At 62.0% G+C, this 20467-nt stretch carries 21 protein-coding genes, 1 tRNA gene and 1 riboswitch; of the genes, 15 read left to right on the top strand and 7 right to left on the bottom strand.

The window, feature by feature from the left end; all coding sequences use genetic code 11:
* Positions 1–7: 7 nt before the first annotated feature.
* Positions 8–700 (bottom strand): uracil-DNA glycosylase, encoded by a 693-nt coding sequence (ung, locus tag B9N88_RS09015; RefSeq protein ID WP_027604331.1) that lies wholly within the window; start codon positions 698–700, stop codon positions 8–10.
* Between the two features lie 136 nt (positions 701–836).
* On the opposite strand from ung, the gene B9N88_RS09010 reads away from it, so the two are divergent.
* Positions 837–1949 carry an enoyl-CoA hydratase/isomerase family protein gene (locus B9N88_RS09010; RefSeq protein WP_027604332.1) on the top strand — a complete coding sequence of 371 codons (1113 nt, stop codon included), beginning with the start codon at positions 837–839 and terminating at the stop codon, positions 1947–1949.
* Positions 1950–2004: 55 nt separating this feature from the next.
* Here the strand turns inward: B9N88_RS09010 and B9N88_RS09005 are convergent, their stop codons facing one another.
* Positions 2005–2376 carry a hypothetical protein gene (locus B9N88_RS09005; RefSeq protein ID WP_081744398.1) on the bottom strand — a complete coding sequence of 124 codons (372 nt, stop codon included), beginning with the start codon at positions 2374–2376 and terminating at the stop codon, positions 2005–2007.
* A 262-nt stretch (positions 2377–2638) separates the two neighbouring features.
* Between B9N88_RS09005 and B9N88_RS09000 the strand changes: the two genes are divergently transcribed.
* The 11 genes from B9N88_RS09000 to B9N88_RS08950 all read left to right on the top strand — a co-directional run bounded on the left by B9N88_RS09000 (position 2639) and on the right by B9N88_RS08950 (position 14686).
* Entirely contained in the window at positions 2639–4261 is a 1623-nt protein-coding gene (locus B9N88_RS09000) for a methyl-accepting chemotaxis protein (RefSeq protein ID WP_027604333.1), read from the top strand.
* A 167-nt stretch (positions 4262–4428) separates the two neighbouring features.
* A riboswitch (guanidine-I (ykkC/yxkD leader) is annotated at positions 4429–4530 on the top strand.
* Positions 4531–4590: 60 nt separating this feature from the next.
* Complete coding sequence (locus B9N88_RS08995; RefSeq protein WP_027604334.1) at positions 4591–5658, top strand: putative urea ABC transporter substrate-binding protein; 1068 nt, start codon at positions 4591–4593, stop codon at positions 5656–5658.
* 12 nt (positions 5659–5670) lie between these two features.
* Positions 5671–6486 (top strand): ABC transporter permease, encoded by an 816-nt coding sequence (locus B9N88_RS08990; protein WP_027604335.1) that lies wholly within the window; start codon positions 5671–5673, stop codon positions 6484–6486.
* Positions 6483–7247, top strand: coding sequence for an ABC transporter ATP-binding protein (locus B9N88_RS08985; RefSeq protein WP_027604336.1), 765 nt, complete (start codon positions 6483–6485; stop codon positions 7245–7247). Before B9N88_RS08990 ends, B9N88_RS08985 begins: the two co-directional genes overlap by 4 nt.
* Positions 7244–7969 (top strand): urea amidolyase associated protein UAAP1, encoded by a 726-nt coding sequence (locus B9N88_RS08980; protein ID WP_027604337.1) that lies wholly within the window; start codon positions 7244–7246, stop codon positions 7967–7969. Before B9N88_RS08985 ends, B9N88_RS08980 begins: the two co-directional genes overlap by 4 nt.
* 9 nt (positions 7970–7978) lie before the next feature.
* Positions 7979–8608: an urea amidolyase associated protein UAAP2 gene (locus B9N88_RS08975; RefSeq protein ID WP_027604338.1), complete on the top strand. Its 630-nt coding sequence runs from the start codon at positions 7979–7981 to the stop codon at positions 8606–8608.
* Positions 8609–8771: 163 nt separating this feature from the next.
* The gene (uca, locus tag B9N88_RS08970) at positions 8772–12377 is read left to right on the top strand and encodes an urea carboxylase (protein ID WP_027604339.1); all 3606 of its coding nucleotides are present in this window, start codon (positions 8772–8774) and stop codon (positions 12375–12377) included.
* A gap of 47 nt (positions 12378–12424) precedes the next feature.
* Positions 12425–12631: a cysteine-rich CWC family protein gene (locus tag B9N88_RS08965; protein WP_027604340.1), complete on the top strand. Its 207-nt coding sequence runs from the start codon at positions 12425–12427 to the stop codon at positions 12629–12631.
* Entirely contained in the window at positions 12621–13313 is a 693-nt protein-coding gene (locus tag B9N88_RS08960) for a pseudouridine synthase (protein ID WP_027604341.1), read from the top strand. The genes B9N88_RS08965 and B9N88_RS08960 overlap by 11 nt, the downstream gene beginning before the upstream one ends.
* A 304-nt stretch (positions 13314–13617) precedes the next feature.
* Positions 13618–14502 (top strand): alpha/beta fold hydrolase, encoded by an 885-nt coding sequence (locus tag B9N88_RS08955; RefSeq protein ID WP_027604342.1) that lies wholly within the window; start codon positions 13618–13620, stop codon positions 14500–14502.
* A 110-nt stretch (positions 14503–14612) separates the two neighbouring features.
* Positions 14613–14686: transfer RNA gene (locus B9N88_RS08950), tRNA-Gly, on the top strand.
* A 143-nt stretch (positions 14687–14829) separates the two neighbouring features.
* Here B9N88_RS08950 and B9N88_RS08945 read toward each other — a convergent pair.
* Entirely contained in the window at positions 14830–15339 is a 510-nt protein-coding gene (locus tag B9N88_RS08945; protein WP_027604343.1) for a GNAT family N-acetyltransferase, read from the bottom strand.
* 9 nt (positions 15340–15348) lie between these two features.
* Entirely contained in the window at positions 15349–15900 is a 552-nt protein-coding gene (locus tag B9N88_RS08940; protein ID WP_141156994.1) for a hypothetical protein, read from the bottom strand.
* A 313-nt stretch (positions 15901–16213) separates the two neighbouring features.
* Between B9N88_RS08940 and B9N88_RS08935 the strand changes: the two genes are divergently transcribed.
* On the top strand, positions 16214–16738 hold the full coding sequence (locus tag B9N88_RS08935) for a DUF3833 domain-containing protein (protein WP_027604345.1): 525 nt from the start codon (positions 16214–16216) through the stop codon (positions 16736–16738).
* 20 nt (positions 16739–16758) lie between these two features.
* Complete coding sequence (locus B9N88_RS08930; RefSeq protein ID WP_027604346.1) at positions 16759–17064, top strand: DUF6482 family protein; 306 nt, start codon at positions 16759–16761, stop codon at positions 17062–17064.
* Positions 17065–17132: 68 nt separating this feature from the next.
* On the opposite strand, the gene B9N88_RS08925 is transcribed toward B9N88_RS08930, so the two are convergent.
* On the bottom strand, positions 17133–17372 hold the full coding sequence (locus tag B9N88_RS08925) for a DUF6124 family protein (protein ID WP_027604347.1): 240 nt from the start codon (positions 17370–17372) through the stop codon (positions 17133–17135).
* A 403-nt stretch (positions 17373–17775) separates the two neighbouring features.
* Between B9N88_RS08925 and B9N88_RS32645 the strand changes: the two genes are divergently transcribed.
* Complete coding sequence (locus B9N88_RS32645) at positions 17776–18018, top strand: helix-turn-helix domain-containing transcriptional regulator (protein ID WP_051429321.1); 243 nt, start codon at positions 17776–17778, stop codon at positions 18016–18018.
* A gap of 5 nt (positions 18019–18023) precedes the next feature.
* Here the strand turns inward: B9N88_RS32645 and B9N88_RS08915 are convergent, their stop codons facing one another.
* Entirely contained in the window at positions 18024–19214 is a 1191-nt protein-coding gene (locus tag B9N88_RS08915; RefSeq protein ID WP_027604348.1) for an MFS transporter, read from the bottom strand.
* A complete protein-coding gene (locus B9N88_RS08910; protein WP_027604349.1) occupies positions 19211–20374 on the bottom strand; it encodes an MFS transporter in 1164 nt (387 codons plus the stop codon). The genes B9N88_RS08915 and B9N88_RS08910 overlap by 4 nt, the downstream gene beginning before the upstream one ends.
* Between the last annotated feature and the right edge of the window lie 93 nt (positions 20375–20467).

Below are 20467 nucleotides of genomic sequence, written 5' to 3'. Positions count from 1 at the left end.
CCTGGCCTTAGAGCGGCGGCAGGCGCCACTCAATCGGCGTCTCGCCGTTCTGCTCAAGAAACTTGTTGGTGCGGCTGAAATGCCCGCACCCCAGGAACCCCCGGTACGCCGACAACGGCGACGGATGCACCGACGTCAGCACCAAATGCTTGGTGGCATCGACCAGCTTCTGCTTGCCCTGGGCATGGGCGCCCCACAACAGGAACACCAGGTGCGGCTGGTGCTCGCTGACCACCTCGATAATGCGATCGGTAAAGAACTGCCAGCCCTTGCCCGCATGGGCATTGGCGTTGGCGCGTTCCACGGTCATGGTGGTGTTGAGCAGCAACACGCCTTGGTCGGCCCAGCTTTGCAGGCAGCCGTGGTTGGGGATGTCGATGTTCAGGTCGCGTTTGAGCTCTTTGTAGATATTGACCAGGGACGGCGGTGCCGGCACGCCCGGTTGTACCGAAAAGCACAAACCGTGGGCCTGGCCGGGGCCGTGGTACGGGTCCTGGCCGAGGATCACCACCTTGACCTTGTCCAGCGGCGTTGAATTAAGCGCATTGAAGATCAGCGGTCCGGGTGGGTAGATCTCTTTGCCGGCGGCATGTTCCTGGCGCAGGAACTCACGCAACTGGCCCATGTAGGGCTTATCGAACTCATCACGCAGGGCGTGTTTCCAGCTGGGTTCGAGTTTGATACGGTCGCCTTCGGTCATAGTTGAAATGTCTTGTAGAAAAGAATGAGGCGAACCCTAGGAAAGCCGGCCCTGCTTGTCAATTGATCTGACACACCACCGGCACTTTCCCACGAAGCGATCATACTGATCCTTCACCTTCTCGATTGAGGTCACGATGAATCTGCACTTCGAAGAACTGACCGGCAGCGGCGGCGCCCGCGTCGGCATCGCCAGCCTCGACGCTGAAAAGTCCCTCAATGCCCTCTCTTTGCCGATGATCCTGGCCCTGACTGATCGCCTGGAGGCCTGGGCCAAAGACCCGAACATCGTCTGTGTGCTGCTGCGTGGCAACGGGCCCAAGGCGTTTTGCGCCGGGGGCGAAGTGCGCAGCCTGGCCCAGGCCTGCCGCGAGCAGCCGGGTGAAGTGCCGGCCCTGGCCGCACAGTTTTTTGCTGCGGAATATCGTCTCGACTACCGCTTGCACACTTACCCTAAACCACTGATCTGCTGGGGCCACGGCTACGTGCTGGGCGGGGGCATGGGCCTGCTGCAAAGTGCGGCCATACGGATTGTCACGCCGAGCAGCCGCCTGGCCATGCCCGAGATCAGCATCGGCCTGTACCCGGACGTGGGCGCCAGTTGGTTCCTGTCGCGCCTGCCGGGCAAGCTGGGCTTATTCCTTGGCCTTACCGGCGCCCATATCAACGGCCGTGACGCCCTGGACCTGGGCCTGGCCGACCGTTTCCTGCGCGACGATCAACAAGACGAGTTGCTCGATGGCTTGCTGCAACTGAACTGGCAGGAGCAGACCGCGATACAGCTCAACAGCCTGTCCAAGGCCCTGGCCCAGGAAGCCGTGGCCCAGCAACCCGAGGCGCAATGGCTGCCGCGCCGAGCACAGATCGACGAATGGCTGGACGTCGGCGATGTGCGCAGCGCCTGGCGCGCCTTGAGCCCGCTGCGTGACCACGCGGACCCACTGTTCAATCGCGCCGGCAAGACATTGAGCGAAGGCTGCCCGCTGACCGCGCACCTGGTGTGGGAACAGATCCAGCGGGCCCGCCATCTGTCCCTGGCCGAGGTGTTCCAGATGGAATACACCCTGAGCCTGAACTGCTGCCGCCATCCGGAATTCAGCGAAGGGGTGCGCGCGCGGTTGATCGACAAGGACCAGAAGCCCCATTGGCATTGGCCGGACATCAATACGGTCCCGGACGCCGTGGTGCAGGCGCACTTCACCAAGGCGTGGGAAGGCCGGCACCCGCTGGCGGACTTGTCCGATTACTGAGGTTTTGCGCCCATGAAAAAGCGGCGCTTCATGCGCCGCTTGTCATACAGGCCGGTCAACGGTGACCGCCGCGGCCACCTCCACGGTCATGATCGCCACCGCGTCCATGCCCGCCATTGTTCCAACGATCCCCCCAGCCCTGGTTCGGGTAAGGCCGGTAACCGGCCCTTGGCCCTGACGGGTAATAGCGAGGCGCCGGCTGGTAATAACGCGGTGCCGAGTAGTAACGCGGTGCCGGAGCGTAGTAACGCGGCGACGGGTAGTAATCACGGCGATATTGATACGCCGTGCCGCCGCCATAGTAATAAGCCGGCGCCGGTGAGGTGTAGACCTCGGAACGGTAGTAGCTCTGGCCTCCATCGTAGTAGGGCACACAAGCGGAAAGGGTCAGACCGAGTAAAGCGCTGAGCAGCAGTCGTCGATACATGGCGGCCTCCTGGACCGCGGAAGAGCACCTCCAGCGACGCTGGGGGGCGGCATTCAGCTTTCACTGAATGACGAAATATCTGACATCAAAAAACGAAACTGGTGCGTTTTCGCAATAGTTTGAAACATGTGTGTAACCGTCATGAACAGGGCTTTTTTGTACGAACTGAAACTTTCCGGATTTGCATGATGTCATTACGACATCGCACAATGCCAGGGAGGCTCTAGCGCGAGCTTCCTCCCCTCATACCCGGATTCCAGTCATGAAGATTTCAACCAAACTGCTGCTCTCATTTGTATTGTGCGCGTTCATCACCCTCGTCGTGGGCGCCTTGGGTATCAAGGGCGTGACACGGCTGGCTTCGGCGCTTGAACTGACCTTCTCGAACAACCTGGTCTCGGTGAGCAATACCGCCGCCACCCTCAATGGCATGGTCGCCCACAACCGTGGCCTGTATCGCCTGGTGGATGCCAGCAATGGCGATGTGGCCCAGCAGGACCGCGAACGCGTGCGCCAGGACATCGCCAACGAACTCAAGCGCAGCCAGACCGCCTACGCCATTTATCGCGCCACACCGTTGGAAGATGACGAACGGGCAGCCGGCGACAAGTTCGACCAGATCTGGCCCACCTACGTCAGTAACTCCGAACGCATCATCGCGATGCTCGATGCCGGCCAGCTTGAGCAAGCCCGTACGCAGCTCAACACCAGTAACAATGAACTGTTCCGCCAGGCACGTGAGCTGATTCGCGTGATGGTCGACTCCAATAACCGCCAGATCAAGGAAGGCGCCGCCGCCGCCGACGATCTGCGCAACAGTGCGATGACCTGGATGATTGCCGGCATCGTGCTGGCCTTCATCATTGCAATCATCATTGGCGTGCTGATCACGCGGCTCATCACCCGCCCCATCGCACAGGCGGTGGAAGGCGCGCAGCGCATTGCCAAGGGTGACCTGACCCAAGCCATCGTTACCGAGCGCACCGACGAAGCCGGGCAACTGTTGATGGCGTTGTCGGATATGCAGGGCGGCCTGAAAAGCACCCTGGTGGAAATCGCCAACGCTTCCGACCAGCTCGCGTCAGCCGCCGAAGAGCTGAGCGCGGTCACCGACGAAAGCAGCCGCGGCCTGACCCGCCAGAACGACGAAATCCAGCAAGCCGCCACCGCCGTCAACCAGATGACCGCAGCGGTCGACGAAGTGGCGAGCAACGCCGTGTCGACCTCCGAGGCGTCGCGCCAGGCCACCGCCGAAGCCGAGGACGGTCGCCAGCAGGTGGAGCAGGCCGTGTCGGGCATGTCATCGATGGTGGTCGAGATCAACGATTCGACCCAATCGGTCGCCGACCTCGCCAACCAGGTGCGCGAAATCGGCAAGGTGATCGATGTGATCCGCGGCATTGCCGACCAGACCAACCTGCTGGCCCTCAATGCCGCCATCGAAGCTGCCCGAGCCGGTGAACAAGGCCGTGGTTTTGCCGTGGTGGCCGATGAGGTGCGCGCGCTGGCCCACCGCACCCAGACCTCCACGGTCGACATCGAGAAAATGATCGGTGAAGTCCAGGCCGGTGCCGATGGCGCCGTGGCCGCCATGAACAAAAGCCTGACCTGGGCCAACAACACCCAGACCCTGGCGCAAAACGCCGGCCAGGCGCTGGAGCGCATCACCGCCAGCGTGGCCAGCATCAACGAGCGCAACCTGGTGATCGCCTCGGCGTCCGAGGAACAGGCCCAGGTGGCCCGGGAGGTGGATCGCAACCTGCTCAACATCCAGGACCTGTCCACCCAGACCGCCGCCGGTGCGCACCAGACCAACGCCTCCAGCCAGGACCTGTCGCGCCTGGCCACCTCGTTCAATGTGCTGGTCAGCAAGTTCCAGCTGTAAGCGCCTCATAGCAGTGCGCCGACGCACCCGCGTGGCGCACACCGCCCTCTTCTACACCCTCCTCTCCCGCCCGCCCGGCTGAACCGCCGGGCATCGAAGCCACTTGGCACGACTCTCGCTTTATCTCTTGCGTGCAGGATTGATACAGGTTCGCGGCACCACAATTTGCAATGGCCGACTAGGGTTCCGGCTCGCCGAAAGCGAGTGGCTGGTCCGAGAGTTGGCGACCTCCAGTTGAGGTTACACGGCGGGATAAAAGCCCGGGAGACAAGCCACCGTTCACGGTGCCGCGTTGCTCCTGCTCGCCCTTGATCAACTGGAGAAGACCCATGCCCTCAATCCGTTTACCCGCCCTGCTCGCCGTCGTCTTTGCCGCCGTGCTGAGCGTCCAGGCCCAAGCCGCCCCCAAAAAACACTTCAGCGTGTGCTGGACGATCTACGCCGGCTGGATGCCGTGGGAGTACGCCGGCAGCCAAGGCATCCTCGACAAGTGGGCGAAGAAGTACGGCATCACCATCGACATGGTGCAGCTCAACGACTACGTCGAATCCATCAACCAATACACCGCCGGCCAGTTCGACGGCTGCACCATGACCAACATGGACGCCCTGACCATCCCCGCCGCCGGTGGCGTGGACAGCACCGCGCTGGTGGTCAGCGACTTCTCCAACGGCAACGACGGCGTGGTGATCAAGGGCACCGGCAAGACCGTGGCCGACCTCAAGGGCATGAACGTCAACCTGGTGGAACTCTCGGTGTCCCACTACCTGCTGGCCCGCGCGCTGGAGTCGGCGGACTTGACGGAAAAAGACCTGAAGGTGGTCAACACCTCCGATGCCGACATCGCGGCGGCGTTCAACACCGACCAGGTCCAGGCCGTCACCACCTGGAACCCGATGCTTTCGGAGATCAAGGCCAAGCCTGGGGTGAGCCAGGTGTTCGACTCGAGCAAAGTGCCCGGCGAAATCATGGACATGATGGTGGTCAACACCCAGGTCCTCAAAGACAACCCCAAGCTGGGCAAAGCCCTCACCGGCGCCTGGTTCGAAGTGGTCGCGCTGATGAGCGCCAAGGGCCCCGCCAGCACCGCAGCCCTCGAACATATGGCCAAGGCCTCCGGCACGGACCTTGCGGGCTTCCAGTCGCAACTGGACACTACCAAGCTGTTCGCCACGCCCCAGGAAGCCCTGGCCTTCGCCACCAGTCCACAGTTGCCCGCCACCATGGGCAAAGTCGCCGAGTTCTCGTTTAAACACGGCCTGCTGGGTGAAGGCGCCAAGGACGCCAGCGCCGTGGGCATGCGCTTCGCCAACGGTGTGACCAGCGGCGACAAGGCCAACCTCAAGCTGCAGTTCGACCCCAGCTACGTACAGATGGCCGCCGACGGCAAGCTGTAAGAGGACCCGGCCATGCGCCTGATCAACCGTCATCCGGACCGCTCCAGCCGCCTGCTGTTGGTGCTGCTGCCGTTCGCCCTGCTGCTGTTCGCCTACTTCGTGGGCTCGGCCGAGCGCCTGGCGGACAACCCCAACGACAAGCTGCTGCCCGGTGCCGGGCAAATGCTTGACGCGGTAAAACGCCTGGCCTTCAACGCCGACACCCGCACCGGCGAATACGTGCTGTGGCAGGACAGCGCCGCCAGCCTGCGGCGCCTCGCCATCGGCCTGGGCATCAGCGCCCTCGCCGGCCTGTGCCTGGGGATCGCCGCCGGCACGCTGCCGCTGTTTGGCGCGCCGTTGTCACCGTTGCTGACGGTGCTGTCGATGGTGCCGCCGCTGGCGATCCTGCCGATCCTGTTCATCGTGTTCGGGCTGGGGGAATTGTCCAAGGTGATGCTGATCGTCATCGGCGTCACCCCCTGCCTGGCCCGCGACCTGGAACAGCGCGCGCGGGAAATTCCGGTCGAGCTGCTGGTGAAGGCGCAGACCCTCGGCGCCTCCACCTGGACCCTGATGCTGCGTGTGGTATTGCCGCAATTGCTGCCGCGCCTGCTGATCTCGCTGCGGCTGATGCTCGGCTCGGCGTGGTTGTTTTTGATCGCCGCCGAAGCCATCGCCTCCACCGACGGTTTGGGCTACCGGATCTTCCTGGTACGACGCTACCTGGCGATGGACGTGATCCTGCCCTACGTGGTGTGGATCACCCTGCTCGCCTGGCTGATGGACTGGGGCCTCAAGGCCCTGACCCGGCGTGCGTTCCCTTGGTACGAAGGAGCGCGGGCATGAGCTTTATCAGCGTCAATAATGTGTGGCAGCGCTATGGCGATCAGGTGGTGCTCGAAGGCCTCAACCTGCAGGTCGCCGAGGGTGAATTCTGCACACTGGTGGGCACGTCCGGCTGTGGCAAGTCGACTTTCCTGCGCCTGCTGCTGGGCCAGGAAACCGCGAGCAAGGGCCAGATCCTGCTGGACGGCCAGGCCCTCGCCGCCGAGCCGGATGCCAGCCGTGGCGTGGTGTTCCAGCGCTACTCGGTGTTCCCGCATTTGACGGTGCTCGACAACGTCGCCCTTGGCCTGGAACTGCCACGTTCTCGCCTGCTGGGCCGGCTGTTCGGTAAAGCCAAAAAGGACGCCCGCGAACAGGCTGCCGCGCTGTTGCACAAGGTCGGCCTCGGCCACGCCCTGGACAAGTACCCCGCGCAGCTCTCCGGCGGCATGCAACAACGCCTGGCCATCGCCCAGGCCCTGATCATGAAACCCCGCGTGTTGCTGCTGGACGAGCCCTTCGGCGCCCTCGACCCGGGCATTCGCAAGGACATGCACCAGCTGCTGCTGGCGCTGTGGCGCGAAACCCGGCTGACGGTGTTCATGGTCACCCATGACCTGAGCGAAGGCTTCAGCCTCGGCACGCGCCTGCTGGTGTTCGACAAGGTTCGCGTCGATCCCCACGCCCCCGGCGCCTACGGCGCGCGCATCACCTACGACATCCCTTTGAACAGCGAACGCCGCAAGGCGCTCGCCGCCGAACTTGGAGCCACGTCCAAATGACCGATTCCACCCAACTGTTCCCACCCTTTGCCGAAGAAATGCTGCCCGGCGGCGGCCACCGTTCGTTCGTGCTCAAGCGCGGCCAACTGCTGCGCCTGACCGACCTGCGCGGCGGCGCCAACGTCAGCCTGACCCTGCTCAACGCCAACGAAAAAACCGAGCGCCTGAACCTGCCCGACAGTCTCAAATGCCAACACACCGCCAAGCTCACCACCGGCCATTGCCTGTACTCGGACATGGGCCGCGTGCTGGCCGCGATCACCGCCGACACCTGCGGCTGGAGCGACAGCATCGGCGGCGTACTGTGCGCCGCCGAAGTCGCCGAGAAATACGGCCAGGGCCGCTACCAGGAACTGCGCAATGGCTTCTTCCGCAACGGCACCGACAACCTGTTGGTGGAGTTGGGCAAGTGGGGCCTGGGCCTGTCCGACCTGCTGATGACCCTCAACCTGTTCAGCAAAGTCACGGTGGACAGCGACGGAGGCCTGCACTTTGTACCGGGCCATTCCAAGGCCGGCGATTACATCGAGCTCTACGCGCCGATGGACACCCTGGTAGTGCTCACCGCGCTGCAACACCCCATGGACCCGAACCCGCAATACGCCCCGCAACCGCTGAAACTGAGCTGGATGAACGCCGACAAAAGCGTCGCCGAACACTGCCGCACCTCGCGCCCGGAAAACGAGCGCGGCTTTATCAACACCGACCGCCTGTTCGCCTGAGGAGCTGCCATGTCTATCGCACTGAAACAACCGGACGCGGCCGTTTACCGCGCAACCATCCCCGCCGGCGAACCGTGGCTGATGGAGGTCAAGGTCGGGCAGACCCTGCGCATCCTCGACCTGGAGGGCAACCAGGCCGTCGACACGTTGTTCTACAGCGTGAAAACCCCCCGTGAACGCTACGACGTGCAACGCACGTTGCGCCGGCAGAACAGCGTGTACCTGGGCACCGGCAGCGTGCTGTATTCCAACCTCGGCCAGCCGATGCTGACCATCGTCGATGACACCTGCGGACGCCACGACACCCTCGGCGGCGCCTGCGCCCAAGAGAGCAACACCGTGCGCTACGCCCTGGAAAAACGCTACATGCACAGCTGCCGCGACAACTACCTGCGCGCCTGTGCCCACGACGGCCGCCTGGGCAAAGGCGACATCGGGCCGAACATCAATTTCTTCATGAATGTGCCGGTGACGGCCGACGGCGGGCTGACCTTCGAAGACGGCATTTCCGCCCCCGGCAAGTACGTCGACCTGCGGGCGGAGATGGATGTGATCGTGCTGATCTCCAACTGCCCGCAGTTGAACAACCCATGCAACGCCTACAACCCCACCCCTGCGGAGCTGCTGGTATGGAACTGAAACTCAAGCGCCTGCGCCGTTGGCTGTTTGCCCTGTGCCAATCCCGAGCCGGGCAGTGCATCCGCAAACAATAGCGCGCCAATCTGGGATCCACACTGACTGCACCCACTGCGGACGACCGCAGTGCTCCCCCACTTTGCGGGACGGCCCGCAGGGTTTTGCCATGTTCGAAAAACTGTTGATCGCCAACCGTGGCGCCATCGCCTGCCGCATCCTGCGTACCTTGCGCGAGCTGCAGGTCAAGGGCATCGCCGTGTACGCCGAGGCCGATGCGGCGAGCCTGCATATCCAGCAAGCCGACGAGGCCTACAGCCTCGGTGAAGGCGCAGCGGCCAGTACGTACCTGGCGGTGGACAAAATCCTCGCCACCGCCAAGGCCTGTGGGGCCAAGGCGATCCATCCCGGCTACGGCTTCCTGTCGGAGAACGCCGCGTTTGCCGAAGCCTGTGAAAACGCCGGCATCGCCTTTGTCGGGCCGACGCCGCAACAGCTGCGGGTATTTGGCCTCAAGCACACCGCCCGCGCCCTGGCCAAGCAACACAAGATCCCGCTGCTGGAAGGCACCGAACTGCTCGACAGCCTCGCCTCTGCGTTGCTGGCCGCCGACGCCGTGGGCTACCCGGTGATGCTCAAAAGCACCGCCGGCGGTGGCGGTATCGGCATGCGCGTATGCCGCAGCAGCGTGGAGTTGAGCGAGTCCTTCGAGGCGGTCAAACGCCTGGGGCAGAACAATTTCAGCGATGCCGGCGTGTTTATCGAGAAGTACATCGAGCACGCGCGCCACCTGGAAGTGCAGGTGTTCGGCGACGGCGCCGGTGAAGTGATCGCCCTCGGCGTGCGCGACTGCTCGGTGCAACGGCGCAACCAGAAAGTCCTCGAAGAAACCCCGGCGCCGAACCTGCCCGAAGGCATGGCCGAGGCCCTGTGCGCCGCCGCCATCACCCTGGCCAAGGCCGTGAACTACCGCAGCGCCGGCACCGTGGAATTTATCTATGACAGTGCTGACGGGCGCTTCTACTTCCTCGAAGTGAACACGCGCTTGCAGGTGGAACACGGCGTCACCGAACAGGTATGGGGCGTGGACCTGGTGCGCTGGATGGTGCAACTGGCGGCCGGGGAAATGCCGCCGCTGAACACACTCGAGTTAACCCCCCGGGGCCACGCGATCCAGGCGCGCCTGTATGCCGAAGACCCGGGCCGCGATTTCCAGCCCAGCCCTGGCTTGCTGACCTGTGTGGATTTCCCGCTGGCCGAGGGCCTGCGAATCGACACTTGGGTGGAAGCCGGCTGCGAGATCCCGCCGTACTTCGACCCGATGATCGCCAAGCTCATCACCTGGGCGCCCACCCGCGAACAGGCGCGCCTGGATCTGCACCGGGCGTTGAGTGACAGTCGGTTGTACGGCGTGGAAACCAACCGCGATTACCTGTGCCAAATCCTGCTGGCTCCGCCCTTTGCCAATGGCCGGCCGTGGACGCGGTGCCTGGAAGGCCTGGTCTACGTGGCCGCCACGTTTGAAGTGATCAGCGCAGGCACGCAAACCAGTGTGCAGGACTATCCCGGCCGCCTCGGCTACTGGGCCGTGGGCGTGCCGCCGTCGGGGCCGATGGACAGCCGCGCGCTGCGCCTGGGCAATCGCCTGCTGGGCAACGAGGAGGGAGCAGCGGCGCTGGAAATCACCCTGAGCGGGCCGCTGCTGCGCTTCAATTGCGCGGCGGTTGTCGCCGTGACCGGCGCTGAAATCCCGCTGCGGTTGAATGATCAAGCCGTGCCAATGAACACCGCGTTGTTGATTGAGGCCGGGTCGGTCCTGAGCCTGGGCACCCTCGCCGGCGCCGGGGCGCGCAGTTACCTGTGCCTGCGTGGCGGGCTGCAAGTGCCGGACTATCTGGGCAGCAAAAGCACCTTCACCCTCGGCCAGTTTGGCGGGCATGGCGGGCGCGCCTTGCGGGCGGGCGATGTGTTGCATCTGTTGCCGTTGGAAGACCGGAACGCCGGGCAACAATCAGTCGCTGAACCGCTGCCGGAGGTCCGCACACTGCGGGTGATTTACGGCCCCCACGGCGCACCGGAATACTTCCTGCCGGCGTACATCGACACGTTCTTCGCCACGCAGTGGGAAGTGCATTTCAACTCCAGCCGCACCGGTGTTCGGCTGATCGGGCCCAAGCCATTGTGGGCGCGTACCGATGGCGGTGAAGCGGGGCTGCATCCATCGAACATCCATGACAACCCCTATGCCATCGGCGCGGTGGATTTCACCGGTGACATGCCGGTGATCCTGGGACCGGACGGGCCGAGCCTGGGCGGTTTCGTGTGCCCGGTCACGGTGATCGAGGCGGACCTTTGGCAACTCGGCCAGCTCAAGGCCGGTGACAAGGTTCGCTTTGAACCGGTGGACCTCAAGACCGCCCGCGACCTTGCCCTGAACTGGGATCAAAAGAATGCCGAAACCCTGTGGGAGCAGAGCTTGCTCGCGATGGGACCAACTCGGTCAGCCGCCCGCATCGAGCAATTGGCATCCCCCATCATCCTGGACATCGGCCACGCCGACACCCGCCTGGTCGCGCGCCTCGCCGGCGACACCCACCTGCTGCTGGAAATCGGCGCGCCGGAGCTGGACCTGGTGCTGCGCTTTCGCGCCCATGCCCTGATGCAGGCCCTGGAAACCCGAGCGCTGAAGGGCGTGATCGACCTGACGCCCGGGATCCGCTCGTTGCAGATCCACTACCAGCCGGAACAACTGCCCCTCGCCGACCTGATCGCACTGATCAGCCACGAGTGGACCGCCGTGTGCACCCGGCAAAACCTGCAGGTGCCCTCGCGCATCGTGCACCTGCCGCTGTCCTGGGACGACCCGGCGTGCCAGCTGGGCATCGAAAAATACATGACCACCGTGCGCAAGGACGCCCCGTGGTGCCCGAGCAACCTGGAGTTCATCCGTCGCATCAACGACCTGGCCAACCTCGATGAAGTGCGCCACACCGTGTTCGACGCCAGCTACCTGGTGATGGGCCTGGGCGACGTCTACCTCGGCGCGCCGGTGGCTACGCCGCTGGACCCGCGTCATCGCCTGGTGACCACCAAATACAACCCGGCCCGCACCTGGACCGCCGAAAATTCGGTGGGCATCGGCGGCGCGTATTTGTGCGTGTACGGCATGGAAGGGCCCGGCGGTTATCAGTTTGTCGGGCGCACCTTGCAGATGTGGAACCGCTATCGCGAAGTGGCGGCGTTTGACGGCAAGCCGTGGCTGCTGCGCTTCTTCGATCAGATTCGGTTCTATCCCGTGAGCGCGGATGAGCTGGTACGGATTCGTCGGGATTTCCCCCTGGGACGCTTCGAGCTGGATATCGAGGAGAGCACCCTGAACCTGGCGGATTACCAGGCATTTCTTGCGCGGGAAGCCTCGGGGATCAGTGCTTTTCGTGAACAACAGCAACAGGCGTTCAATGCCGAGCGTGAGCGCTGGATCGTCAGCGGCCAGGCGCATTTCGACAGCGAAGAGCTCGCGGCGCCAGCGGCGCAAGACACGCTGCTCAAGGCCAATGAATACAGCATCGACAGCCCTATCGCCGGCAACCTCTGGCAGGTGCCGGTGGCCGTGGGTGCGCGGGTTGCCGCCGGGGATGTGCTGGTGATTCTGGAGTCGATGAAAATGGAGATCCCGGTGCTGGCGCCCTTTGCCGGGGCGGTGCGGGAAATCCCGGTGCAGCCGGGCAGCGGCATTGGCGCCGGCCAACGGGTCGTGGTGCTGGAACGGGACTGACCGGCGCTGTATCGTGCAGGGACTTCCGAGGCCCTGCCACACCGACCATGACCACGCCAACCCTTTGCCCCGCCTGCGGGGCCCGCAACAATTGCACCCTGGCCGACCCACGCACCGCCGACCAGCCGTGCTGGTGCTACAGCGTCACCATCGACCCGGCGGTGCTTGAAGCGCTGCCCGATGCATTGCGCAACACAGCCTGCCTGTGCCCGCGCTGTGCTCAGGTGGATGAGCAGCTTCGCAATGCGCGTTGACCGTTTCCTCAGCAACCTGCCGCGTTTCAATCGCCAGCAAGTGCGCGTGTTGCTGGTGGAGCGGCGGGTGAAGGTGGATGGCGTGGCAGTCAGCGACCGTCATCATGAAGTGCGCGAATTCAGCCGCGTGTGCGTGGACGATGACGTACTGCAGGTGGGCAAAGCGGCGCGCTATTTCATGCTGCACAAACCCCAGGGCTGCGTCAGCGCGACCTCAGACCCGCAACACCCGACCGTCCTGGACCTGCTGGATGAGCCGGACAAAGACGAGCTGCATATCGCCGGCCGCCTGGATTTCAACACCACCGGCCTGATGCTGATCACCAACGACGGCCAGTGGTCGCGGCGCCTGACGCAACCGCAGACCAAGTTGCCCAAGGTCTATCGGGTAGAGACGGAGCAGGACATCGGCCCCGAATACGCGGCAACCTTTGCAGCGGGCCTTTATTTCGCCTTTGAAGACCTGACCACGCAACCGGCCGAGCTGGAGCTGCTGGGGCCACGCCTGGCCCGGCTGAGCATCATCGAAGGCCGCTATCACCAGGTGAAGCGCATGTTCGGGCACTTCAACAACAAAGTGATCGGCCTGCACCGTGAGCGAATGGGCCCATTGGGCTTGGATGCGGCCCTGGCGCCCGGCAAGTACCGGGCGCTGTCCGAGGAAGAAATCCGACAGGTCTGACGACCGTTCGGCCGGTGATGGCAAAAACCCATTTGCGCGACTTGCGGCATCCCCGGTCTACTGCTTGAATCAAACCGTCAGCCAAATTATGACTGGCGAGTCGCCTATAACCTCCAAGAAACACCTTGCCCCGCCCGCGCTTGATCTACGGGCCTCCCAGGCAAACAGCCCGCCCTAACAACAGCCGTCGGCCAGCCGTCATCGGACCGACATGGGCTCTCATCTTCCAGGCGTATGCCTACCTGTCATAAAGCTCGTGCAGAGTGATCTGCGCGCCCTACCCGCTTGCCAGGAGTCTTACGACATGAGGCCAGAAATCGCTGTGTTGGATATACAGGGTCAGTATCGGGTTTACACGGAGTTCTACCGCGCGGATGCTGCTGAAAAGACCATCATCCTGGTCAACGGCTCGCTGGCCACCACGGCCTCCTTCGCCCAAACCGTGAAAAGCCTGTACCCGCAATTCAATGTGGTTTTGTACGACCAGCCCTACGCCGGTCGCTCCAAAATCCATAACCGTCATGAGCAAATGCTGACGAAGGAAGTCGAAGGCCAGATCCTCCTGGAGCTTATCGACCACTTCGCCGCCGAGCACGTGCTGTCCTTCTCCTGGGGCGGCGCCGCCACCCTGGTGGCCCTCGCCCAGCGGCCACGGCGTGTGGAAAAGGCCGTGATCAGCTCGTTCTCGCCGGTGATCAACGCGCCGATGCGCGACTACCTCGAGCGTGGCGTCGACTACCTCGGCAACCTCGACCGCGACCGCGTCGGGCACTTGATCAACAGCACCATCGGCAAACACCTGCCGTCGCTGTTCAAGCGTTTCAACTACAAGCATGTGAGCAGCCTGGCCGAGCACGAATACGGGCAGATGCATTTTCACATCAGCCAGGTACTGCACAACGACCGCCTGTGCTACCTCAAGGCCGCGCGGCAGATCGATGTGCCGGTGCTGTTTTTGAACGGCGAATGGGACGAATACACCAGCGCCGAGGATGCCAGGCAGTTCGGGCAGTACGTGACGAAGAGCAGCTTCAGCACCATCCAGGCGACGGGGCACTTCCTGGATATGGAGCACAAGGCCGCCTGCCGGGACAGCCGGGACGCGGTGGTGGGCTTTTTGAAACCGGAACGGCAAGCCAGCCGATTGCGTTATCACCAGGGCCAGACGCAGCATGCATTCGCCATCTGAAATGAAGGCTTGCCGTGGCGAACGGACCTGCTCCCCACGGCAAGCTGCACAAATTCCGAAGAAAAACTTCAAATCCCGGCGCACATCTGGTACAAAGTCAGCCGCTCTGAGCGGGTGTCGTATAATGGCATTACTCCAGCTTCCCAAGCTGATAACGAGGGTTCGATTCCCTTCACCCGCTCCACTCAGACATAGATTCCACGCCGGCAGGATTTTGGCGGGGGATGCATAAAAAAACCGGTCCTTGGTGGCCGGTTTTTTTATGGGCTTTCCAGAATCAGCTTTATTGGGGAACGCCTCTACTTATTCTTCCTGCTCACCAGCAACTCAAGCCACCGCCCGGAATCCTTTGATCAGAGTTGCAGTGGACAATATTAGACGCCTAGGATTATTCGTTGACGCCACGAAACCCAACTTAGCCTGGTAATAACTTGCAGCTCTCTGATCTTTAGCATCCACGACTACAAACGCTACGCCCGATTGTTTGGACACCGTATAAACCCGCCTGAAGAAGTCGGACATGAGCCGCTGGCCAAGCCCCACGCCCTGCCTGCTTTTATCAATCGCCAAACGACTCAAAAGCACTGCCGGCATGGGGTATCCGGGCATCCGCTTTTTTTGGTCTTCACTCAGTTCGTCAACCGCAACAGATGCATTCGCCAAAGCATAGTAGCCGAGCAAAATGCCCCTTTCGATGTACATGAATGTTCGAGAAACGTTGCGCTTTTCGTCTTGCCCTGCGTGCTGGGCGATATAAGCGTTTAGCGCTGGGTGAACTTCACAATCGAAAGCAGAACGGTCAATAGACTTGTTAAAATTGACGGTAATGAAACCCATTGAGAGGCCTTAGCGCAAGGCGAGCAATTTTTGCAGAGCCTCTGTCGGCTCTGGTGGCGTATCCAACAGTTGGTGTGCGGTACCGGCATCAAGCACAGTGACGCCGTAAAGGTCCAAATCAAAAGCCATTTCTTCATGCGCGACAGAGCGTACAGCCAGCGCTGCTACAACTTTCTTGAGCTCTGCCAGCTCGCGTTCCACACTCGAAAGATGCGTAGCACGCATTGAACGAGTCTTAAGCCCACTGGTGCGACTGAACGCACTACTTGCCAGGCTTTTCGAGGCATGTCGCTCAACCACCGCGTCGGCGTCTGACAAAGCAGCCGACACCTTGTCGGCGGTCAGCTGCGTGCTTTTTGGTTGAACCGGTTTGTTCACGATGCATCCCTCTGTATTCGTGAATCCTAGCACATTGGACTTTACGCCTATCCTCAGGCCTTGCCTCTCGGACTTGCCCCGACTGAGTGAGATAGAACGCGATACGCCTCCATGTTCACTTCGAACGATTTCGTCCATCTGCCACAGACTTTGCGCCAAACGATCAAATAAGACTTTTTCCACCACTTCTCTCCCCTCTGGTGCTCTGTAAGGCCTGCTCAACCCATTCTCATTTGATCTATGGGGTAGCTTTTTTCGGGACACCAGCACACTCCAAATGCCCTGCATACAGCTGCGGTCAAGCGCGGATAGTCGCTGGCAAACCATAAGTACCTCGTCCAACACGCACAACACCGACGCTTCCGATGATTGCGTAGGCAATGCCCGAAATTTCAACATCCCTCGCGCACTCAAAAACATGTACAAACAATGAATTATGTACAAGTATCAGGCCCAAGCGTTGGCATCGCGCCTCGCACGCTCAAGGAGCCTGGTCATGACGCGTCTATGGGTTTCACTGTTGCTGGCATTGAGTGTGAGCAGCTGCGCCAATGTGGGTGTCGACCACTACGCCGACCAGCAACCGAAACTGGACCTGGAGCGCTTCTTCAGTAAACCGGTGAAAGCCTGGGGCATCTTCCAGAAGCGTTCGGGGGAAGTGGCCAAGCGCTTTGAGGTCGATATTGCCAGCCGGCGCGAGGGCAACGCGTTGATTCTGGATGAGCGTTTCTTGTACAGCGATGGCACGCGCCAGCAACGAGTGTGGACACTGACGCCGGACGGCCCAGGACGCTGGCGCGGACGAGCCGGGGATGTGGTGGGCGAGGCGATCGGCGAAGTGGCGGGTAATGCGCTGCGTTGGCGCTACCGGCTCAACCTGCCGGTGGATGGCTCGGTGTACGAAGTCAGCTTTGACGATTGGATGTACCTGATGGACGAGGACACCTTGATCAACCGCTCGAGCATGTCCAAGTTCGGTGTCGAGTGGGGTCAGGTCACACTGTTCTTTCGTCGCCAATGAGCCCTAAGCGAGGGTCAATCATGAATATGCAAATGCTGGCCGAGCTGGCCGGGAAAGGCGAAATACGTGAGCTGGAGTTGCTGTCCCTGGAGGGCGGTTTCTATATCGCTCGCGTCAGGCTGGAGCACGTCGAGGCGACGTTACTGGACGATCACGGCAAGCCGATGCGCATCGGGTCCACCACGCATTTACGCGACCTGTTGCAGCGGGTTCCGCCGTTTCCTTGCGTACTGGTGCAACACTGCGTTCACGATGAAATGTGCGGTACGCGTGAAGGGCCTATCGGTGCGTTGCGCATTCCGTTTTCGCTGGCGGCGACACTGTAAATCCTGGCTCCCCTCCCCCGTGGTATGGGCGGCCTGGGAAGGCAAGCCGTTTACACCGTACGGGTGACCTACGCGGCTCGGTCCACGCGGTCCTGAACAGCCTCGACCAGCAGCAGGCCCAGTTCAATCATTTGCTGAATGGCCAGGGCCAGGTAGCGCTGTTGAGAGGGCAGGCTTTCGACGAACTCGTGGGTCATGGCACCTGCACCGGCGATGGTTTCGTAGGCGTTGGCGAGCAGCGCTTGAGTGTCGATTTCGGGACGGACGCTGAACAGTTTTACGGATGGATTGCATGAGTCAGTACACATCTGTTGATCCTCGTTAGGGACCGCATACCAGAGCTACTAAACAATGGGTGGCGGCTGTACGCAGGTTAGTAGACCGGCGAATCAACGAAACCGGCGCGCCCGAAGACGCCCTGCGTGCAGCCACCATAAGAGCAGCTGTACGCCGTTGATCGTATCGGGCTACTAAACCCGACCGCTGATGGGCAGCGGCTGACGAACCTTAAAGAGGCCGTCCAAGGCGCACAACTCGGACGAGTCTGATCGTTGTGTAGGCAATGCCGCAAGGTTCAGCCCCATGCTCGAAGCGTGAAGAAATCGAAGCTTTTGGCAACAAATAGCCGTTGAAGAACGTTTGAATTCAACCTACCACTCACATCATTGTCCATGGCCCCAGCCCACCAGAAATGCATACGCAGGTTTGATCATGACTCAGCCATTGACCGCTTTCGATATTGTTGACCTGCTCGACAGCCAGGAAGCCATCCACGAATACCTTTCTCAGGTGATTGCAGAGGGTGATAAATCAGAGTTCCTAAGGGCTGTCGATTTTGCGGCCAAAGCCCGTGAGAAAATCCGGGCAGAACTGGCGATGGTTGAGTCCAGCCGAGAACCTCAGCCGTTCGACTCCGTGGCATTTAAGCAAAAAATTCCAAGTACCCGAGAGTGAGCCTTTTAAGCCTCAACCCCACTCCTCTGCACCACCCACGCCAACGGCAACGTCACACCCAACATCCCCGCCAACACCATCACCGCCACCGGCACGCCGAGCACATCCCCCACTGCACCAAACACCACCGGCGCCAGCGCGCCACCCCCAATCGTGCCGGTGTAGAACAGCGCAAACGCCTGCTCGCGCTTGCCCGCGCCGGCAAGGTCGGGCACGGCGCCGTACAGTACCGAGGAGGTGCCATTAAGCACCAGGCCCAAGAGCGGCAGCATCACCATCAACCCACTGAGCGGCAGGTACACCGCCGCGACGATCAGCACTGCAGTGCTGGTTTCCGTGATCCACACGGTCTTCATCATGCCGATGCGTGCGCCGAGGTAGCCGCAGAACAGTTTGCCGAAGGCACCACCGATGAACAGCAAGGTGAGGGCGAGGCCGATGCCAGCAGTACCGGCGCCTTTGGCTTGCAGCAGGAACGGCAGGAAAGTGAGAAATCCCATGCGCACGGCGCTGTCGAGGGTGCCGGTGAGGATCAGCGCGTGCAGGCCCGTGGCGGAGGCGCTACCCCTGAGGGACTTGGCTGTTTTTGTGGCGGTGGATTCGGATGCTTGAGCAGGAATCAGCCACCACAACAGCCCCGCCGCCGCCAGGCCAAGCAGGCCCAGCAACGTGGCGCTCGCCCGCCAACTGATGACGGTGAGCAGCAGCCCGACCAGACCAGGAATCAGTGTTTTGCCGATGTCGCCGGAGAAGTTGTACTGGGACAGCGCCTGCTTGATCCCACCGCCGTCCTCGTAGGCGTCGGTGATCATCGACGAGGCCAATGGGTGCTGGGTGCTGGCGCCCAGGCCGCCGAGCAGCAGCGCCACCAGCAACACGCTCAGCCCTGTAGCCTGCCCCACCAACAAGTAGGCAGTACCCGCCAGCGCCGTGCCGCCCACCAGCATCGGTGTGCGGCCCCAGCGTCTGGCGGCGCGGCTGGCCAGCAATTGGAACACGGCCATCACCCCGGAATAGGCACCACGCAGCAGACCGATCTGGGCGTAGGACAAGGCGAACTGAGCCTGCCAGACAGGCAGCAAAACGTAGATCACGTCAGTGAGCCCATCATGCACGGCATGGGCGCTGCAACCAGCGAACAAAGCGCGACGGCGCGTCGATAATTCGGGCGAAGGCACAGCAACGGTATCGTTCATGGCGTAGGAATCAGCTCAGGTTTAAGGGGCTTCCAGCCGGTCAAGGCGATCAACAAGATCAGCAGTTGGAACCCGATGATCAGCACCACGCACCCGACCCAGCCCCAGCGTTCCCAGATCAGCGCCGGGACAATGGCGCCGCCGCTGCCGCCCAGGTAATAACAGGTGAGATACACCCCGACAGCACCCGTCTTGTTATCGCCCGCGGTGGCCGTGATAAACCCATTGGCGGCCGCCTGGGCGAGGAACACACCGGTGGAACTAAGCGCCAGGCCCACTACGATGCACCACAGGGACGGCATCAGGGTCAACGCCGAACCACTGACGCCCAGCACGGCGGCGACACCCAGCAGTTGGGCATGGGGCCGGGCTTTGCTGAGGCGTCCGGCGATGGGGATCACGATCAACGCCAACAGGAACACCATGTACAGCGTCCCCAACGCCGCAGGCCCGAGGTTGAACGGCGGCAGGCCCAAGTACAAACCTGCGTAGGTAAACGCCGCGACTTGCGAAAACAACACGCAGAAACCTACGGCGTATGCGGCCAACAGCGGCTGGCGAAATACACCTGACGAGGAGGCTTTAACCTGCACGGTCCGCGGACGGTTGGCCGGCAACAGAAACTGGATGAATCCGCCGACCATCAAGCTCAACACTGCGAGCACTTCAAAGGCCTCACGCCAGCCCACATACTCGGTCATGACTCCGGTGACGAAGCGCCCGGCGAACCCGCCCAACACGGTGCCCGCGACGTAGAGACTCGTCACCTCCGTGACCGTGCCGCCGTGCCAGCGGTCGCCGATGTAGGCCACGCTGGTGGCGAACAGTACCGGGATCAGCATGCCCTCGACAAAGCGCCACACCAGCACTTCGGCAAAGCTGTCGGCATAAGCGGTCATCAATGCCGGCACCGCCAGCAGCACAGCGGCCACCGAGATCACCGTGCGTTGTGCAAAACGTCCGGTCAGGCGACTGACGAAAGGTGCCGTGATCGCCACCGCCAGGGTGGTGACGGTGATGCTCCAGCCCGCCTCCTTGGCACTGATATGAAAGTGCGCGGCAAACGTCTGGAGAATGCTTTGGCTCGCATAGAGGTTGAGAAACGCCGCGCAGCCACACAGGAACAGGGCAAGGCGGGCACAATGCAGGCGCGGTTTCATGAAACCTCTCGTTTTATTTTGAAAGGTCTTTATAGAATGGCCGGCGGGTCTTAAACCAATACCGAATTCCGACCGATTGATACCCAAGGATCA

Source organism: Pseudomonas sp. LAMO17WK12:I1 (genome assembly GCF_900177315.1).
GTDB lineage: Bacteria > Pseudomonadota > Gammaproteobacteria > Pseudomonadales > Pseudomonadaceae > Aquipseudomonas > Aquipseudomonas marginalis.
The sequence above is the reverse complement of the archived record's forward strand: the minus strand, read 5'-3'. Positions and strand labels throughout refer to the sequence as shown.